This is a genomic window from Actinomadura decatromicini (assembly GCF_008121305.1).
Lineage (GTDB): Bacteria > Actinomycetota > Actinomycetes > Streptosporangiales > Streptosporangiaceae > Spirillospora > Spirillospora syzygii.
Window position 1 is genome coordinate 98,992 of sequence record NZ_VSRQ01000003.1, and the last position, 15,925, is coordinate 114,916.

Here is a 15,925-nt window from a genome sequence, read left to right on the forward strand (position 1 = left end):
GACCACGTGAGCCCTGTTTTCGGCCACGGTCGCCTTCGGCTGTACCTGCTGAAGCTGCTGGAGGAGAGCCCGCGGCACGGCTATGAGGTGATCCGGCTGCTGCAGGACCGGTTCCTCGGGGTGTACTCGCCGTCCCCCGGCACGATCTACCCGCGGCTCGCCCGGCTGGAGTCCGAGGGCCTCGTCACCCACGAGGTGGTCAAGGGCAAGAAGGTGTACTCGCTGACCGACAAGGGCCGCGAGGAGCTGGAGCGCCGGATGGACGAGCTGGCCGAGCTGGAGGAGGAGATCTCCGCCTCGGCGCAGGAGTTCGCGCGCGGCGTGCAGGAGGACGTGCGGCAGACCGTCCGGACGCTGCGCGAGGAGCTCACCCAGGCCGCCCGGACGATGCGCGACCAGGGCAAGGCCACGTCCAAGGACGCCTGGAAGGAGACGACCGAGCGGCAGAAGGAGGAGTGGAAGCGCCAGAAGGAGCACTGGCGCGAGCAGAAGCAGGCGTGGAAGGAGGAGTGGCGGCAGAACTGGGAGGACGCCTGGAAGACGGCGACCGGCACCCGCGAGGACGTCGCCCGCCTCAAGCTGGAGCGCCTGCTCCGCCGCTTCGTCGAGGACGTCCGCAAGGCCGCGAAGGCGTCCGACCTGGACGACGACGACCTCGCCGCCGCGCAGGCCCTGCTGGACGAGGCCAGGGAGCGCCTCAGGACCGAGGTCTTCCAGCGCCGCGACGAGGACTGACCCGGCAGGGGCCGCGGCGGCCCGCGGCCCCTGCCGCGCCGTCAGGGCGTGAAGACGATCTTGCCGAACAGGTCGCCCTCGGCCATGGCCTCGAACCCCGCGCGGGCCTCGCTGAGCGGCAGCGTCCGGTCGATCTGCGGCCGGACGCCGGTCTTCACCAGGAACCGGGCGAGGCGCTCCAGCTGGCCGCGCGTCCCCATCGTCGACCCGACGACCTGGAGCTGCAGGAAGAACACCCGGTTGAGGTCGGCCGGGGGCACGGCGCCGCTGGTGGCGCCGGACACCACGACCCGCCCGCCGGGGCGCAGCGACTTCAGCGAGTGCGACCAGGTCGCCTGGCCGACCGTCTCGATGACGGCGTCCACCCGCTCGGGCAGCCGCGCGCCGGTCTCGAACACGGCGTCCGCGCCGAGCTCCTGTGCCCGCTTGCGCTTGGCCTCGCTGCGGCTGGTCGCGTAGACGCGGTAGCCCGCGGCCGACGCCAGCGCGATCGCGGCGGTCGCGACGCCGCCGCCCGCGCCCTGCACGAGCACGGACCCGCCGGGTTCGAGCCCGGCCTTGCCGAACAGCATCCGGTACGCGGTGAGCCAGGCGGTCGGCAGGCAGGCGGCCTCCTCGAACGACAGCTCGGCGGGCTTCGGGACGAGGTTCCGCCGCGGCACCGCGACCTTCTCCGCGAGCGTCCCCGGGTGGACCTCCGACAGCAGGGACCGCTTCGGGTCGAGGGTCTCGTCGCCGCCGCCCCGGTCCGGGTCGCCGACCACGGAGTGGACGATGACCTCGTTGCCGTCCTCGTCCAGCCCGGCGGCGTCGCAGCCGAGGATCATCGGGAGCCGGTCGGCGGGCAGCCCGACGCCCTTCAGCGACCACAGGTCGTGGTGGTTGAGCGCGGCGGCCTTGACCGTGACGGTCGTCCAGCCGTCCGGGACGTCGGGCTCGGGGCGCTCCCCCACGGTCAGCCCGGTGAGCGGATTGTCTGCGTCGATCTGTGTGGCCGTGACAGCGAACATGGGACGCACACTAACCGTTCGTTCTGGACGATCGCGGCCCGCCCCCCGGGTGAGGGGCGGGCCGCGACGCGCAGACGGGTCAGAGGACCTTGGAGAGGAAGTCCCGGGTGCGCTGGTGCTGCGGGTTGGCGAGCACCTCTCGCGGGGTGCCCGTCTCGACGACGACGCCGTCGTCCATGAAGACCAGCGAGTCGCCGACCTCGCGGGCGAATCCCATCTCGTGCGTCACCACGATCATGGTCATGCCGTCCAGCGCGAGCTGCTTCATGACCTCCAGCACCTCGCCGACGAGCTCCGGGTCGAGCGCGGAGGTCGGCTCGTCGAACAGCATCAGCGCGGGCTCCATCGCGAGCGCCCGCGCGATCGCGACCCGCTGCTGCTGCCCGCCGGACAGCTGCGCCGGGTAGCTCTGCGGCTTGTCGGCGAGCCCGACCCGGTCGAGCAGGGCGAGGGCCCGCTGCCTGACCTGGTCCTTCGGCTGCTTCTTCACCCACACCGGAGCGCCCATGACGTTCTCCAGGACGGTCTTGTGGGGGAAGAGGTTGAACCGCTGGAAGACCATGCCGATCTCACGGCGCTGCGCGGCGACCTCGCGGTCGCGCAGCTCGTGGAGCTTGCCGCCCTGCTGCCGGTAGCCGACCAGGTGGCCGTTCACCCACAGCCGCCCGGCGTTGATCTTCTCCAGGTGGTTGATGCAGCGCAGGAAGGTGGACTTGCCGGAGCCGGACGGCCCGACGACGCACATCACCTCGCCCTGCCGCACCTCCAGGTCGATGCCCTTGAGCACCTCCAAGCGCCCGAACGACTTGTGCACCCGCTCGGCCTTGACCATCAGGCCGCCGCTCTCGGCGGCGGGCGGCTCCTTGGACAGCTTGTCGCCCACGGTGTCGTCGCCTCCGCTCACGGTGTCGTCGCCTCCGCTCACTGGCCACCGCCTCCGCCGCGGAACCGGAGCCGCAGCCCCGCCTCGGCGCTGCGCCCGACGCCGCGGCTGAAGTGGCGCTCAAGGTAATGCTGGCCCACCATCAGGATGGACGACAGCAGCAGGTACCAGAGGCACGCCATCACCAGCATCGGAATGATCTTGTAGGTGCTGGCGTAGATCGTCTGCGCGGTGAACGTCAGCTCCGAGAACGGGACGGCCGCCACCAGCGAGGTGTTCTTCATCATCGAGAGCACCTCGTTGCCGGTCGGCGGGACGATCACCCGCATCGCCTGCGGCAGCACGATCCGGCCCATGGTCTGCGACTTGGACATGCCGAGCGCGCTCGCCGCCTCCTGCTGGCCCTCGTCCACCGACAGGATCCCGGCCCTGATGATCTCCGCCATGTAGGCGGCCTCGTTGAGGATCAGCCCGAGCCCCGCCGCGAGCATGGGCGTGACCAGCTCCTGCGTCTTCCACGTCTCGAACTCGGGGCCGAACGGGATGCCGATCCCGACGGTCGGGAACAGCGTGCCGATCGCGCCCCAGATGAGGAGCTGGGTGTAGAGCGGCGTGCCGCGGAAGAACCACAGGTAGAACCAGGACGCACCGCTCAGCAGGGGGTTCGCCGACAGCCGCATCAGGGCGAGGATCGTGCCGAGCACCATGCCGCCGACCATCGCCGCGATGGTCAGCAGGATCGTGTTCCGGACGCCCTTGAGCACGGCGTCGGACGTGACGTACTTGCGCTGCTCGGCCCAGTCCAGCGCGTCGCTGGTGAACAGGAAGTGGACGAACATCGCGACGAGCACGAGCACGACCGCGGCCGCCACCCACCGTCCCGGATGCCGCACGGGGACGGCCCGGATCGCTTCGGGCCGCCCCTTCTCGACGTCGTCGTCGGCCGTCATGCGATCAGCTCTGCGCGGCGTTGATCGCCGGCTCGGTGACCGCGCCGCTCTCCACACCGTTGTCGGTGAGGATCTTCTTGTACGTGCCGTCGGCGATGAGCGCCTTCAGCGCGCCGAGCACGGCGTCCTTGAACTGGCCGGAGTTCTTGCCGAGCGTGTAGCCGTAGGGCGCCGTGTCGTACACCTGCCCGATGATCTCCAGCTTGCCGGTCTTCTTGACCGCGTCGCCGACGATCGGGGAGTCGGCGGCCATCGCGTCCACCTTGCCCGCCACCAGGTCGTTGTTGACCTCGGTCTGCTGCTTGCGGACGACCGACTTGATCGCCGGCTTGCCCCCGTCGGTGCACTTCTTGCTGCGCGCCTTGAGGTCGTCGACCTGCACGGTCCCCTGCTGGACGCCGATGCTCTTGCCGCACGCGTCGTCCGGGTTGACGCCCTTGGGGTTGCCCTTCAGCGTCGCCCACGCCGTCCCGGCCGAGTAGTAGGTGACGAAGTCGACGGCCCCCTCGCGCTCCTTGGTGTCGGTGAAGGAGGAGACGCCCGCCTCGTACTTGCCCGACTGGACGCCCGGGATGATCGTGTCGAAGCCCGCGTTGTGGTACTCGGTCTTCAACCCGAGCTTGGCCGCGACGGCGTCGAACAGCTCGACGTCCCAGCCGACGATCTTCTGCGAGCCCGGGTCCACGGACTCGTTCGGCGGGTACGAGGCGTCCACCCCGATGGAGATCTTGCCGTCGCTCTTGATCGCGTCCGGGACCAAGGCCGCGAGCTTGCCGTCCGCACTCGTGCTCGACGCCGGGGACACGGAGCCCGAGTCGTCGCCATCGCCACATGCGGACAGGGCGAGCGCGCCCGTCAGCACGAGCGCGCCCGCCGCGAGGGCGCGGCGGCGCAGAGAACCGCTGATCACTGGTCCCCCTCCAGGTGGTTGCGTCGGATGCGTAGATCCGAAGGTCAGGTGCACATCTTGGCGCACAACCTCCCTGATCTGGATAAAGGGTCCGAAACAATCACGCAACGAGCGGGCCCCGGGACGGTACGCCGACCTCGGCCGGCCGCACGGACGGCAACCGGCCGACCACGCCGTGGCAATGATCACGTGACGGTCGCCACCTCCCCGTCTCCACCGGGAAGGAAGGGTGGGTATGACACAATCGGACAACGGGTGACCCCCGTACGTCGCGTGATGACCACCCGGTGGGCAGGCCACCACACCACCAGCCACCGCGGCGGCATCGAAGAGAAAGCCAACTTTCACTGACAGGGGTCGCTGTGGCTGCTCAGCCCATTTCCACCGAACCTTCCCTGGACGACGATCCGGCGTTCCCGCTGCACCGCGGCGGGAAGCTGGAGATGCGCTCCACCATTCCCGTCCGCGACAAGGACGACCTCTCGCTCGCCTACACGCCGGGCGTCGCCCGCGTGTGCACCGCCATCGCCGACAACCCGGAGCTGGCCTACGACTACACGTGGACGTCCAAGGTCGTCGCGGTCGTGACCGACGGCACCGCCGTGCTGGGGCTCGGCGACATCGGGCCCGCCGCGTCCATGCCGGTCATGGAGGGCAAGTCCCTGCTGTTCAAGGAGTTCGCCGGCGTCGACTCGGTGCCGATCGCGCTGAGCTGCACCGGCGTGGACGAGATCGTCGACACCGTCGTGCGGATGGCGCCGAGCTTCGGCGGCATCAACCTGGAGGACATCAGCGCCCCCCGCTGCTTCGAGATCGAGGACCGGCTGCGCGCCGCGCTCGACATCCCCGTCTTCCACGACGACCAGCACGGCACCGCGATCGTGGTGCTCGCCGCGCTGAAGAACGCCGCCCGGTACGTCGGCAAGCCGCTGTCGGAGCTGCGGGCGGTCGTCGCGGGTGCGGGCGCGTCCGGCATCGCCGTCTCCAAGATCCTCATCGAGGCCGGGATCGGCGACATCGCGCTGTCCGACAGCAAGGGCCTGATCTACGCGGGCCGGGACGGCCTGAACCCGATCAAGGAGCGGATCGCCGCGATCACCAACCGGTCGCTGCTCAAGGGCTCGACGGAGGAGGCGCTGCGCGGCGCGGACGTGTTCATCGGGCTGTCCGGGAGCACCGTCCACGAGTCGTGCGTCGCCACCATGTCGGAGAACGCGATCGTGTTCGCGCTGTCCAACCCGACGCCCGAGGTGCAGCCCGAGGTGGCGCGCCGGCACGCCAAGGTCGTCGCGACCGGGCGCAGCGACTTCCCGAACCAGATCAACAACGTGCTGGCGTTCCCCGGCATCTTCCGCGGCGCGCTCGACGTCCGCGCGCACACGATCACCGAGGGCATGAAGCTGGCGGCGGCGAACGCGCTGGCCGGCATCGTCGGCGACGACCTGACCCCCGACTACGTCATCCCCGGCCCGTTCGACGAGCGGGTCGCCCCGGCGGTCACCGCCGCGGTGGCGGCGCGGGCGCGGGCCGAGGGCGTCGCCCGGATCTGATCAGGGATCTTCGCGGATTCCGGACGGCCCGCATTCCTCTTTTGGAATGCGGGCCGTGGAACATGCGTGTAATTCTCTCCGTTGGGGAAGAATTGGAGCCAATCGTCCATTCAGGCCGAGGCGGGTCGAGTCGGTCGGGAGCGCCTGTGAACCTCGCATCGTACGCGGACCTGGCGGTGGACCTCGTGAACACGCGCCACCCCGACGGGGATGACCTGCACGACCTAGACGGCCTGCGGGCCCTGCTTGCGCACCGGCCGCACCTCGCGGGCCGCGTCGCCCACCGCGACCTCGACGCCATGCGCGAGCTCCGCGCCCAGCTCCACGCGATCTTCGCCGCCGCCGCGCGCGGGGACGACGACGACGCCGTGGACCGGCTGAACACGATGCTCATCCACCATCCCGTCCATCCGCAGCTCGCCCGGCACGACGGCCCCGACTGGCACCTGCACTTCAACCAGGCGGGCTCGGTGCCCGACCGCTACGCCGCGCGGGCCGCGATGGGCCTCGCCGCGAAGATCGCCGCGCAGGGCGCGGACCGGCTCGGCGTCTGCGGGGCGGACGGCTGCGAGCGCGTGTTCATCGACACGAGCGCGAACCGGACGCGCCGCTACTGCTCGGAGCGCTGCGCCGGGCGGCCGAGCGTGACCGCCGCCTCCCACCGGGAGCCGTCCTGCGTCATCGTCCCCATGCGCGACGGCGGCCAGTAGCGCGCGACGACGGGGCCGAGGACGAGCGCGTCCGGGACGGCCCCGAAGTCCCAGCTGTCGCGGCGGCCCGGCGCGGCCTGGTTGTCGCTCTCCAGCCACCACCCGTCCCGCGAGCGGTGCGTCGCCCGCTTCACGATCAGCGGCTGGCCGCGCTCCGGATGCAGCGCCACCACGAGGTCCCCCGGCGCGGGCCGGGCCCCCGCCCGCACGATCAGCCAGTCCCCCGGACACAGCCCCGGCAGCATCGACTCGCCGGTCACCTCGACGGCGACCAGCGTCCGCCGCGCCGCCGCGAACGCCGCCACCGCCGCGCCGGCGAGCAGCCAGCGCTCGGGGTGGCGGGGCCTCGGGATCCGCATGGTCCTCCTCGTCCCGCGCATATTTCGCCGGGCGTCGGTCATGACAGTGCTGGGAAGGGGTTCCGGGCCGCGCCGCGGCCGGGGTCTTAGGCCGAAATACCGAGTGCCCTGGCCGGACGCGCCCAGGGCCACAAGGGTAATGTCGGTGCACTGAGCATGATCCGCAACGAGGGAAGGGAATCGCAGGTGTTGCTGAAGCTTCTGCGCCCGAAGACGACGGTGTCCGCGCACTGCGACCTGCCGTGTGGCGTCTACGACCCGGCGCAGGCCCGGATCGAGGCCGACTCGGTCAAGGCGATCTGCGAGAAGTACGCGGCCAACGAGGACCCGGAGTTCCGCGCCCGGGCCATCCTGATCAAGGAGCAGCGCTCCCAGCTCGTCAAGGAGCACCTCTGGGTGCTGTGGACGGACTACTTCAAGCCGCCGCACTTCGAGAAGTACCCGCAGCTCCACCAGCTCTTCAACGAGGCCACGAAGCTCGCCGGAGGCGGCGGCGGCACGAAGGCCAGCATGGACGTCAAGGTCGCGGACGAACTGCTCGCCAAGATCGCGGAGATCGACAAGATCTTCTGGGAGACCAAGCAGGGCTGACCGGCCCGCGCACCGAGGCCCGACCCCGCGGGGGCCGGGCCTCAGCCATGCCCGGGAGCCGTGTCCCGGGCCGTGCCGGGAGGCGTGTCCGTGATACCTCCGTGACCCCGGGGCGTTGCCCGGAGGCCACGGGCGGGTCATCCTTTTCTTGGATGGCCGGCGGGCCGGCGGACTGCGAACGTGGCGGTGCGTGTGAGCGACGAGATCGAATGCCCGGAATGCGGCGGGACGGGCGAGCAGCGCCTCGGCCCGCTGCGGTTGATGTGCGTGTTCTGCGACGGCCGCAAGGTCGTCGGCGGGGCGCGCGAGCAGGCCGAGGACGGCCCGCGCCACCGGCGCGGGGAGTCGTCCGGGGCGGGGCCGCGCGGGCGGCCTCCCGCCGTCTGGGAGCATCCGGCGGTGCGCGGGTCGGGGCTGTGCCCGCACTGCCTCGGCGCGGGCGTCGTCGTCGCGGGCGGCAGCTACGCCGAGGCGCCCTGCCCGGTGTGCTCCGGACGCGGACGCTAGCCCTTGGGGCCCGGCTAGCTCCGGGCGGCCTTGGTGAGGGCGTCGCCGGTGAGGCGGTAGACCGTCCATTCGTCCTGGGGACGGGCGCCGAGCGCCCTGTAGAACCCGATCGCGGGCTCGTTCCAGTTGAGGACGGACCACTCGACGCGCTCGTAGCCGCGCTCGTCCGCGATCCGGGCCAGCTCGGTGAGGAGGGCCTTGCCGTACCCGTGGCCGCGGACGTCCGGCTCGACGAACAGGTCTTCCAGGTAGACGCCGTGGGTGCCGTTCCACGTGGAGTAGGTCAGGAACCACAGCGCGAAGCCGACGACGCGCCCCTCGTGCTCGGCCACGTGGGCGAAGACCTTCGGGTCGTCCCCGAACAGGCTCGCGCGGAGCTGCTCCTCGGTGGCCTTCACCTCGTGCAGGGCGCGCTCGTACTCGGCCAGCTCCCGGATCAGCCGCAGGATGGCGGGGACGTCGTCCGGAGTCGCGATTCGGATCACACCGGAAGGCTAGCCGAGCCGCTCCAGGGGCGTTCTCGCGGACATTGGTGGGAAAGCCAGGCGCGCCGGTGTCTCCGGGTGGGCATTCCAGGCGGTAGTTTCGGAAGCAGCGGGACCATCCTGCGAGGGAGTGACGTGACCGAGGAAACCGCTGCAATGCCGACCAGTACGAAGTTGTCCGTCCGTGACGTGGTCACGGTGAAGCTGCCCGCCGCGAGCGCCTACCTGTCCGTGCTGCGGACCGCGACCGCGGGCCTGGCCGCCAGGCTGGACTTCACGCTGGACGAAATAGAGGATCTGCGCATCGCCGTCGACGAGGCGTGCGCGATGCTGCTCGCCCAGGCCCTGCCCGGCACGGACCTGGTCTGCGAGTTCGAGCTGACCGGCGACGCGATGCGCATCTCCGTGTCCGTGCTCACCGTGGACGGCGCCGAACCCAGCCGCGACACCTTCGCCTGGACGGTCCTGTCGTCCCTGGCGGGCGAGGTGGACGCGCGGGTGGGCGCCGACGACCGGGTCACCGTGACGCTGCAGAAGCGGCGCGGTACGGCGGGGGCCCCGTGACAGAGAAGACGACGATCGCCGGCGCGGGCAGCGAGCGGTCCGAGAGCGCGGTGCCGGACCGCGCCCGGGCGCGCGCCCTGTTCGAGCGCCTCGCCGAGCTCCCCGAGGGCGACCCGGAGCGCCAGCGCATCCGCGACCAGCTCGTGGAGCTGCACCTGCCGCTCGTGGAGTACCTGGCCCGCCGCTTCCGCAACCGCGGCGAGTGGCTGGACGACCTCATCCAGGTCGCCACGATCGGGCTGATCAAGTCGATCGACCGGTTCGACCTGGAACGCGGCGTCGAGTTCTCCACCTACGCGACGCCCACCATCGTCGGCGAGATCAAGCGCCACTTCCGCGACAAGGGCTGGGCGGTGCGCGTGCCGCGCCGGCTGCAGGAGCTGAAGCTGTCGCTGACCAAGGCGATCAGCGACCTCGCCCAGCGCGAGGGCCGCGCGCCGACCGTCAGCGAGCTGGCCGCGCACCTGCAGATGAGCGAGGAGGAGGTGCTGGAGGGCCTGGAGTCCGCCAACGCCTACTCGACCGTGTCGCTCGACGCCCCCGACTCCGGGGACGAGGACGCCCCCGCCGTCGCCGACTCGCTCGGCATGGTGGACGAGTCACTGGAGGGCGTCGAGTACCGCGAGTCGCTCAAGCCGCTGCTGGAGAAGCTGCCCGCGCGCGAGAAGAAGATCCTGCTGCTGCGGTTCTTCGGCAACATGACCCAGTCGCAGATCGCGGCCGAGCTCGGCATCTCCCAGATGCACGTGTCCCGGCTGCTCGCCCGCACGCTCGCCCAGCTCCGCGAGGGGCTCACCGCGGACGAGTAGCGGCCCCGTCGCGGTCCTCGTGGTCGCCGTGGTCGTCGTCGGAGTCGCCGCCGCGGTCGCTCACCAGCCAGGCCGTGCTGGGCGGGCTGAGCACGGCGACCAGCGCGAGGACGGCGGCCACGCCCATCGGGATCGCGATGGCGGGCCGCTCGCTCTGCCACAGCGACCACGCGACCGGCAGCGCGAAGAGCTGCGTCAGCACCGTGGGCGCCCGGCTCCACTGGTCGGCGCGCAGCAGGCCGCGGGCGCAGCCGAGCATGCCGAGCCCGCCCGCGAGGGCGAGGACGGTCACCCCGATCGCGCTGACCGGGTCGACGGCGGCGCCCATGGCCGTCTCCACGCCGGTGTAGACGCCGAAACCGACGGCGGCGGCGCCCTCCGCGCCCTCCAGGGCGGCGGCGGCGTACACGGTGCTGGGACGCTTCGACACGCTCGAAACCCTACTCGCACCGCCGCGCGGCCCGCTCCCGGGGGAAACGCGGGGCGAACGCATGCGGAACGATCGATACCCTGGCGCCGTGCGCGCCATGCTCATCGCCAACCCCAAGGCGACCTCCACCTCCCGGCGGGCCCGCGACATCCTCGTGCGGGCCTTCAGCGGCGACCTCGACCTGGTCCTCGCCGAGACCGGGCACCGCGGCCACGCGACCGAACTCGCGCGGCGGGCCGCCGTCGACGGCTACGACGTCGTGATCACCCTCGGCGGCGACGGCACGGTGAACGAGGCGGTGAACGGGCTGCTCGCGGAGGGGCCCTCCGCCGACGTGCCCGCCCTGGCGGTGCTGCCGTCCGGGAGCACGAACGTGTTCGTCCGGACGCTCGGGATGCCGTCCGACACGATCGGCGCGACGCGGGCGGTGCTCGACGCGCTGCGCGCGGGCCGGCACCGGACGATCGGGCTCGGCGCGGCGTCCCATCCGGGCGGGGCCGAGCGCTACTTCACGTTCTGCGCGGGCGTCGGGCTGGACGCGGAGGTCGTCCGGGAGGTGGAGCGGCGCCGCGCGGCGGGCGCGCCCGCCTATAACTCGCGTTATGCCACGACGGCGCTCCGCCATTTGCTCTCCGGGACGGATCGGCGCCATCCGGCGCTCACTTTGCGGCAACCCGGCCGCCCTCCGAAAAGCGGGCTGTTCCTCGCGTTCATCTCCAATACGGCTCCGTGGACTTTCATGGGACGGCTGCCGGTGAATCCGAGTCCGAAGGCGAACTTCTCGCGCGGCCTGGACGTGTTCGGCATGCGTTCCCTGGACGTCGCGCCGACGCTGAGCGCGGTGGCGCAGATGCTGACCACGCGGTCGCGTCCCGTCCAGGGCAGGCACGTCGTGAACGTGCACGACGCGACCGAGGTCACACTGAGCGCGGACCGTCCGATGGCCTTCCAGCTGGACGGCGACTACCTCGGCGAGCAACGCGAGGTGACGTTCCGGTCCGTGCCGAAGGCCGTCCGCATCGTCATCTGACGACCGTCCGGGAGCCGACGGTCATTCGCGGACGCGCCCGACCCCAGGTGAGAGCCAAGTAACACGGCCGACCCGCGGATGTGACACATGCGACACCCATACTTTGAGAATCCTTTCTCAAAGGTCTTGCGTCGCCCCGTGACGCTTTGACACGCTCAAAGTGCGTCCGCTTGCAAGAGGCCCCAACGCCGCCGGCCTCCTGACCGCGGCGCCGCCGAACATCAACCCCTGGACCTGGCTTATCGCCACCTGGGCGTTCGCGACATGTGAAACCGTTCACAAGAGTGCGTGGACTCTCACCACTCACCCGACGAAGGAGTGGACCGCATGGACTGGCGCCACCGCGCAGCCTGCCGTGACGTGGACCCCGAGCTGTTCTTCCCGATCGGCAACACCGGGCCCGCGATTCTCCAGATCGAAGAGGCCAAGCAGGTATGCCGACGCTGTGACGTGACCGACGCCTGCCTGCGCTGGGCGCTGGAGTCCGGGCAGGAGTCCGGCGTCTGGGGCGGGATGGGCGAGGACGAGCGCCGCGCCCTCAAGCGCCGCACCCGCGCGCACCGCGCCGCCCTCGGCGCCGCCGCGCGCCGCTGACCCCGCTCGGCGCCCCGCCCGGACCGGAAGACCACCCGCAGGCGGCCTCACCCCCGGCCCCTCAGGGCCTGGACGGGTGAGGCCGGCCGTTCTCCAAGGGCACGTCCACCACGACCTCCGTACCGCCGCCGGAACGCGGACGGAAATCGAGACGGCCGCCCAACTCCCCCACGATCAGCGTCCGGACGATCTGCAGCCCGAGGCTGTTGCTGCTCTCCACGTCGAAGTCGTCCGGCAGCCCCACCCCGTCGTCGGCGACGACCGTGACGAGGCGCCGGTCCGCGGGTGACTCGCCCTGGTCGTGGCGGTGCGCGGCGACCTCCAGCGTGCCGAACCGGTTCGCCAGCCCGTGTTCGAGGGCGTTCTGCAGCAGTTCGGTGAGCGCCATCGCGAGCGGCGTCGCGATCTCCGCGGGCAGGACGCCGAAGCTGCCCGTCCGCTTCGGGGTGACCTTCGTCTCCGGGGTGGACACCTCCCCCGCCATAGCGATCACCCGGTCCACGATGTCGTCGAAGTCGATCAGCTCGTCCGGGGTGTGCGACAGGGTCTCGTGCACGATCGCGATCGACCCGACGCGGCGGACGGCCTCGTCCAGCGCGGCCCGGCCCTCGGGGATCTGGAGCCGCCGCGCCTGGAGCCGCAGCAGCGCCGCCACCGTCTGGAGGTTGTTCTTCACCCGGTGGTGGATCTCGCGGATGGTGGCGTCCTTGGTCAGCAGCTCGCGGTCGCGCCAGCGCAGCTCCGTCACGTCCCGGCAGAGGACGACGGCGCCGATCCGCGTCCCGCCGACGACGAGGGGGATCGTCCTGAGCTGCATGATCGAGCCGCGCGACTCGACCTCCACCTCGCGGGGCGCGCGGCCGGACAGCACGACGCTGAGCGCCTCCTCCAGCGGCTCGCCGGTGTCGCACAGCTCGGCGGTGATCCGGCCGAGCGACTCGCCGACGAGGTCGGCCGGGTAGCCGAGCCGCCGGTACGCCGACTGCGCGTTCGGGCTGGCGTAGGTGACGCGGCCCGAGCGGTCCAGCCGCATGAGCCCGTCGCCGACCCGCGGCGAGCGGACCATGTTCGGCTCCTCGCCCGGCGCGGGGAACGTTCCCTCGCAGATCATCGTCGCGAGGTCGCTGGCGCTCTGCAGGTAGGTCAGCTCCAGCCGGGACGGGGTGCGCGCCGAGCTGAGGTTCGTGCTGCGCTGGATCACCCCGAGGATCTTGTCGCCGCGGCGCACCGGGATCGACTCCTCCCGGACGGGGATGCCGCTCCCCCACTCCGGGTCGCCCTCCCGGACGATCCGCCCCTCCCGCCAGGCCACGTCGATCAGGCCGCGGCGGCCCGTCCGGACGACCTTGCCGACGAGGTCCTCGGGGTAGGCGGTCGGCCCGGTCGTCGGCCGCATCTGCGCGATCGCCATCCAGCCGGGGACGGCCTCGTCCACCGCCGGGGCACGGGCGCCGCGGTCGGCGGGCAGCGCGTCCGCCGACCGCAGCGGCACCCAGAGCAGCAGGTCGGCGAACGACAGGTCGGCGAGGAGCTGCCAGTCCGACACCAGCGCCTGCAGCCACTCCAGGTCCTCCCGGGAGAGGTCGCTCTGGTCGCGGACGAGATCGGTCAAGGTAGGCACGCCACCATCATCGCCGATCGGGCTTGGTGCCGGGGCCGCTGCCCGGGCCGCCGCGCGACCTGGCAGGATGCCGCCCATGACGGTGACGGGTGATCCCCTGGCGCGGCTGCGGGACGCGGCCGCGCGGCGCGCCGCGGACGGGCTGAACCGGACGCTGCGGCCGCGCCCGGCCCCTGGACCCGGCGGGCTCGTGGACCTCGCGTCCAACGACTACCTCGGGCTCGCGGGCGACCCCCGGCTGGTCGAGGGCGCCGTCGCCGCCGCCCGCGCCTGGGGCACCGGCTCGACCGGGTCGCGCCTGGTCACCGGGACGACCGAGCTGCACGCCGAGCTGGACCGGCGGCTCGCCGCGTTCACCGGCAGCGCCGCCGGGCTCGTGTTCTCCTCCGGCTTCCTCGCCAACCTCGGCGCGGTCACCGCGCTCGCCGGGCCGGGCACGCTCGTCGTGTCCGACCAGGTCAACCACGCCTCGCTGGTGGACGCCTGCCGGCTGTCGCGGGCGCGCACGGCGATCGTCCCGCACCGGGACGCCGCCGCCGTGGCGCGGGCGCTCGCGGACCGCGACGAGGACCACGCGGTCGTCGTCACCGACGCGGTGTTCTCCGTGGACGGCGACCTCGCGCCGCTGCGGGAGCTGCACGCGGCCGTCCGCGCGCATGGCGCGCTGCTGGTGATCGACGAGGCGCACGCGCTCGGCGTCGTCGGGGACCACGGCCGGGGCGCCGCGCACGCCGCCGGGATCGCGGGCGAGCCGGACGTCGTCCTCACCCTCACGCTGTCGAAGTCCCTCGCCGCGCAGGGCGGCGCGGTCTGCGGCCCGGCCGAGGTGATCGAGACCCTCGTCGACACCGGCCGGTCGTTCATCTTCGACACCGGGCTGAACCCGCCCGCCGCGGGCGCCGCGCTGGCCGCGCTGGACGTCCTGGAAGCCGACCCGGAGCCGCCCGTCCGGGCCCGCGAAACCGCACATCGCATCTCAAACCTCGCGGCCGGTTCCGGCCTGGAGACGGCCGTCCCGGCGGCAGCCGTCGTGCCGGTCTTCCTGGGCGAGCCGCTGGCCGCGGTCCGGGCCGCGGAGATCTGCGCTGAACACGGGCTCCGCGTCGGCTGCTTCCGGCCCCCGTCGGTGCCGAAGGGGCGGGCGTGCCTGCGCCTCACCGCGCGCGCCACACTGGACGAGGCCGACCTCACACTGCTCGGCGCGGCCCTGGCGGAGGTGGCCTCTTCTACCGGCCGTAGTCTTCACACATAACATCGGGGAGAACCGGTGATGAACGTGAGGAGATGCCGTGACGGAGGTCAGGGGCGGGCCCCGGCACGGGGGCGGACTCGAACACGGATACGACCGGGCGTCACTGGCCGACATCGGTAAGCGCCACCCGAACCAGGCGCCCCGCATCCCGAAGTACTACAAGCTCAAAGAGCTCCTCGTCGAGCTGATCCAGTCGCTCCCCCCGGGCAGCCCCCTGCCGCCCGAGCGGACCCTCGCCGAGAAGTACGAGACGTCCCGCACGACCGTCCGGCAGGCGCTCGCCGAGCTCGTCGTCGAGGGGCGCCTCCAGCGCATCCAGGGCAAGGGCACGTTCGTCGCCAAGCCGAAGGTGTCGCAGGAGCTCCAGCTCGTCAGCTACACCGAGGACATGCGGCACCACGGGCTGCGTCCCGAGACCCGCATCCTGGAGGCCGGGTACGTCAGCGCCGACGAGCGCCTCGCCACGCTGCTCTGCATCCGGCCGGGCGGGCGCGTCCTGCGCGTCCACCGGCTCCGCCTCGCCGACGGCGAGCCGATGTCGATCGACACCTCCCACCTGCCCGCGCGCCGCTTCCCCGGCCTGCGCCGCGAGCTGCCCCGGCACCGCTCCCTGTACGAGACGCTCGCCACGGCCTACGACGTCCACCTGACCGAGGCGGAGGAGACGATCGAGACCGTCCTCGCCACCCCGCACGACGCGCAGCTCCTCGGCGTCGACGTCGGCCTCCCCATGCTCCTCCTCTCCCGGCACGCCTTCGACACCACCGGCCAGCCGGTCGAATGGGCCCAGTCCCTCTACCGCGGCGACCGCTACAAGTTCATCACCCGCCTCCGCCGCTAGCCTGGTAGGCGAGTGCGCGACGGTCACGGCGACGGCCTCCAGACACCGAGTGTGACGGATCGCGCACGATCCGAACACATGTTCCCCTACGATG

General features: G+C 71.9%; 19 protein-coding genes. 11 read left to right on the plus strand and 8 right to left on the minus strand.

Annotated features, from left to right (window positions below; translation table 11 throughout):
- Positions 1-6 precede the first annotated feature (6 nt).
- Positions 7-735, plus strand: a complete 729-nt coding sequence (locus FXF68_RS14240; protein ID WP_148759489.1) for a PadR family transcriptional regulator — start codon at positions 7-9, stop codon at positions 733-735.
- A 41-nt stretch (positions 736-776) separates the two neighbouring features.
- On the opposite strand, the gene FXF68_RS14245 is transcribed toward FXF68_RS14240, so the two are convergent.
- The 4 genes from FXF68_RS14245 to FXF68_RS14260 form a co-directional block, all read right to left on the minus strand.
- Positions 777-1,745, minus strand: coding sequence for a zinc-binding dehydrogenase (locus FXF68_RS14245; protein WP_148759490.1), 969 nt, complete (start codon positions 1,743-1,745; stop codon positions 777-779).
- Positions 1,746-1,824: 79 nt separating this feature from the next.
- Positions 1,825-2,577, minus strand: a complete 753-nt coding sequence (locus FXF68_RS14250; protein ID WP_148760697.1) for an amino acid ABC transporter ATP-binding protein — start codon at positions 2,575-2,577, stop codon at positions 1,825-1,827.
- A gap of 89 nt (positions 2,578-2,666) precedes the next feature.
- Positions 2,667-3,578, minus strand: a complete 912-nt coding sequence (locus FXF68_RS14255) for an amino acid ABC transporter permease (protein WP_148759491.1) — start codon at positions 3,576-3,578, stop codon at positions 2,667-2,669.
- Between the two features lie 4 nt (positions 3,579-3,582).
- Positions 3,583-4,488, minus strand: a complete 906-nt coding sequence (locus FXF68_RS14260) for an ABC transporter substrate-binding protein (RefSeq protein WP_148759492.1) — start codon at positions 4,486-4,488, stop codon at positions 3,583-3,585.
- Between the two features lie 362 nt (positions 4,489-4,850).
- Between FXF68_RS14260 and FXF68_RS14265 the strand changes: the two genes are divergently transcribed.
- Together FXF68_RS14265 and FXF68_RS14270 are read left to right on the plus strand one after the other, a co-directional pair.
- Positions 4,851-6,038: an NAD(P)-dependent malic enzyme gene (locus tag FXF68_RS14265; protein WP_148759493.1), complete on the plus strand. Its 1,188-nt coding sequence runs from the start codon at positions 4,851-4,853 to the stop codon at positions 6,036-6,038.
- Between the two features lie 146 nt (positions 6,039-6,184).
- The gene (locus FXF68_RS14270) at positions 6,185-6,748 is read left to right on the plus strand and encodes a CGNR zinc finger domain-containing protein (RefSeq protein WP_148759494.1); all 564 of its coding nucleotides are present in this window, start codon (positions 6,185-6,187) and stop codon (positions 6,746-6,748) included.
- Here the strand turns inward: FXF68_RS14270 and FXF68_RS14275 are convergent.
- A complete protein-coding gene (locus tag FXF68_RS14275; RefSeq protein ID WP_148759495.1) occupies positions 6,649-7,107 on the minus strand; it encodes a S24 family peptidase in 459 nt (152 codons plus the stop codon). The genes FXF68_RS14270 and FXF68_RS14275 overlap by 100 nt on opposite strands.
- Before the next feature lie 186 nt (positions 7,108-7,293).
- Between FXF68_RS14275 and sodN the strand changes: the two genes are divergently transcribed.
- Both sodN and FXF68_RS14285 read left to right on the plus strand, forming a co-directional pair.
- Positions 7,294-7,698: a superoxide dismutase, Ni gene (gene sodN, locus FXF68_RS14280; RefSeq protein WP_218010571.1), complete on the plus strand. Its 405-nt coding sequence runs from the start codon at positions 7,294-7,296 to the stop codon at positions 7,696-7,698.
- Between the two features lie 192 nt (positions 7,699-7,890).
- Positions 7,891-8,205 (plus strand): hypothetical protein, encoded by a 315-nt coding sequence (locus tag FXF68_RS14285; protein WP_187437921.1) that lies wholly within the window; start codon positions 7,891-7,893, stop codon positions 8,203-8,205.
- Between the two features lie 14 nt (positions 8,206-8,219).
- On the opposite strand, the gene FXF68_RS14290 is transcribed toward FXF68_RS14285, so the two are convergent.
- A complete protein-coding gene (locus tag FXF68_RS14290) occupies positions 8,220-8,690 on the minus strand; it encodes a GNAT family N-acetyltransferase (protein ID WP_148759497.1) in 471 nt (156 codons plus the stop codon).
- A 135-nt stretch (positions 8,691-8,825) separates the two neighbouring features.
- Here FXF68_RS14290 and FXF68_RS14295 point away from each other — a divergent pair, with 135 nt between their 5' ends.
- Together FXF68_RS14295 and FXF68_RS14300 are read left to right on the plus strand one after the other, a co-directional pair.
- On the plus strand, positions 8,826-9,254 hold the full coding sequence (locus FXF68_RS14295) for an ATP-binding protein (protein WP_148351463.1): 429 nt from the start codon (positions 8,826-8,828) through the stop codon (positions 9,252-9,254).
- Positions 9,255-9,304: 50 nt separating this feature from the next.
- Positions 9,305-10,063 carry an RNA polymerase sigma factor SigF gene (locus FXF68_RS14300; RefSeq protein ID WP_026401215.1) on the plus strand — a complete coding sequence of 253 codons (759 nt, stop codon included), beginning with the start codon at positions 9,305-9,307 and terminating at the stop codon, positions 10,061-10,063.
- Here the strand turns inward: FXF68_RS14300 and FXF68_RS14305 are convergent.
- The gene (locus FXF68_RS14305) at positions 10,047-10,493 is read right to left on the minus strand and encodes a hypothetical protein (RefSeq protein ID WP_246178682.1); all 447 of its coding nucleotides are present in this window, start codon (positions 10,491-10,493) and stop codon (positions 10,047-10,049) included. The two genes, FXF68_RS14300 and FXF68_RS14305, sit on opposite strands and share 17 nt — an antisense overlap.
- A gap of 88 nt (positions 10,494-10,581) precedes the next feature.
- Here FXF68_RS14305 and FXF68_RS14310 point away from each other — a divergent pair, with 88 nt between their 5' ends.
- Together FXF68_RS14310 and FXF68_RS14315 are read left to right on the plus strand one after the other, a co-directional pair.
- Positions 10,582-11,523 carry a diacylglycerol/lipid kinase family protein gene (locus FXF68_RS14310; protein ID WP_148759498.1) on the plus strand — a complete coding sequence of 314 codons (942 nt, stop codon included), beginning with the start codon at positions 10,582-10,584 and terminating at the stop codon, positions 11,521-11,523.
- Positions 11,524-11,850: 327 nt separating this feature from the next.
- Complete coding sequence (locus tag FXF68_RS14315; RefSeq protein WP_148759499.1) at positions 11,851-12,117, plus strand: WhiB family transcriptional regulator; 267 nt, start codon at positions 11,851-11,853, stop codon at positions 12,115-12,117.
- 61 nt (positions 12,118-12,178) lie between these two features.
- Here the strand turns inward: FXF68_RS14315 and FXF68_RS14320 are convergent, their stop codons facing one another.
- Positions 12,179-13,738, minus strand: a complete 1,560-nt coding sequence (locus FXF68_RS14320) for a sensor histidine kinase (RefSeq protein WP_148759500.1) — start codon at positions 13,736-13,738, stop codon at positions 12,179-12,181.
- A gap of 76 nt (positions 13,739-13,814) precedes the next feature.
- Here FXF68_RS14320 and FXF68_RS14325 point away from each other — a divergent pair, with 76 nt between their 5' ends.
- Together FXF68_RS14325 and FXF68_RS14330 are read left to right on the plus strand one after the other, a co-directional pair.
- The gene (locus FXF68_RS14325; RefSeq protein ID WP_148759501.1) at positions 13,815-14,990 is read left to right on the plus strand and encodes an 8-amino-7-oxononanoate synthase; all 1,176 of its coding nucleotides are present in this window, start codon (positions 13,815-13,817) and stop codon (positions 14,988-14,990) included.
- A gap of 112 nt (positions 14,991-15,102) precedes the next feature.
- Entirely contained in the window at positions 15,103-15,831 is a 729-nt protein-coding gene (locus FXF68_RS14330; protein WP_067905497.1) for a GntR family transcriptional regulator, read from the plus strand.
- Positions 15,832-15,925: the final 94 nt, after the last annotated feature.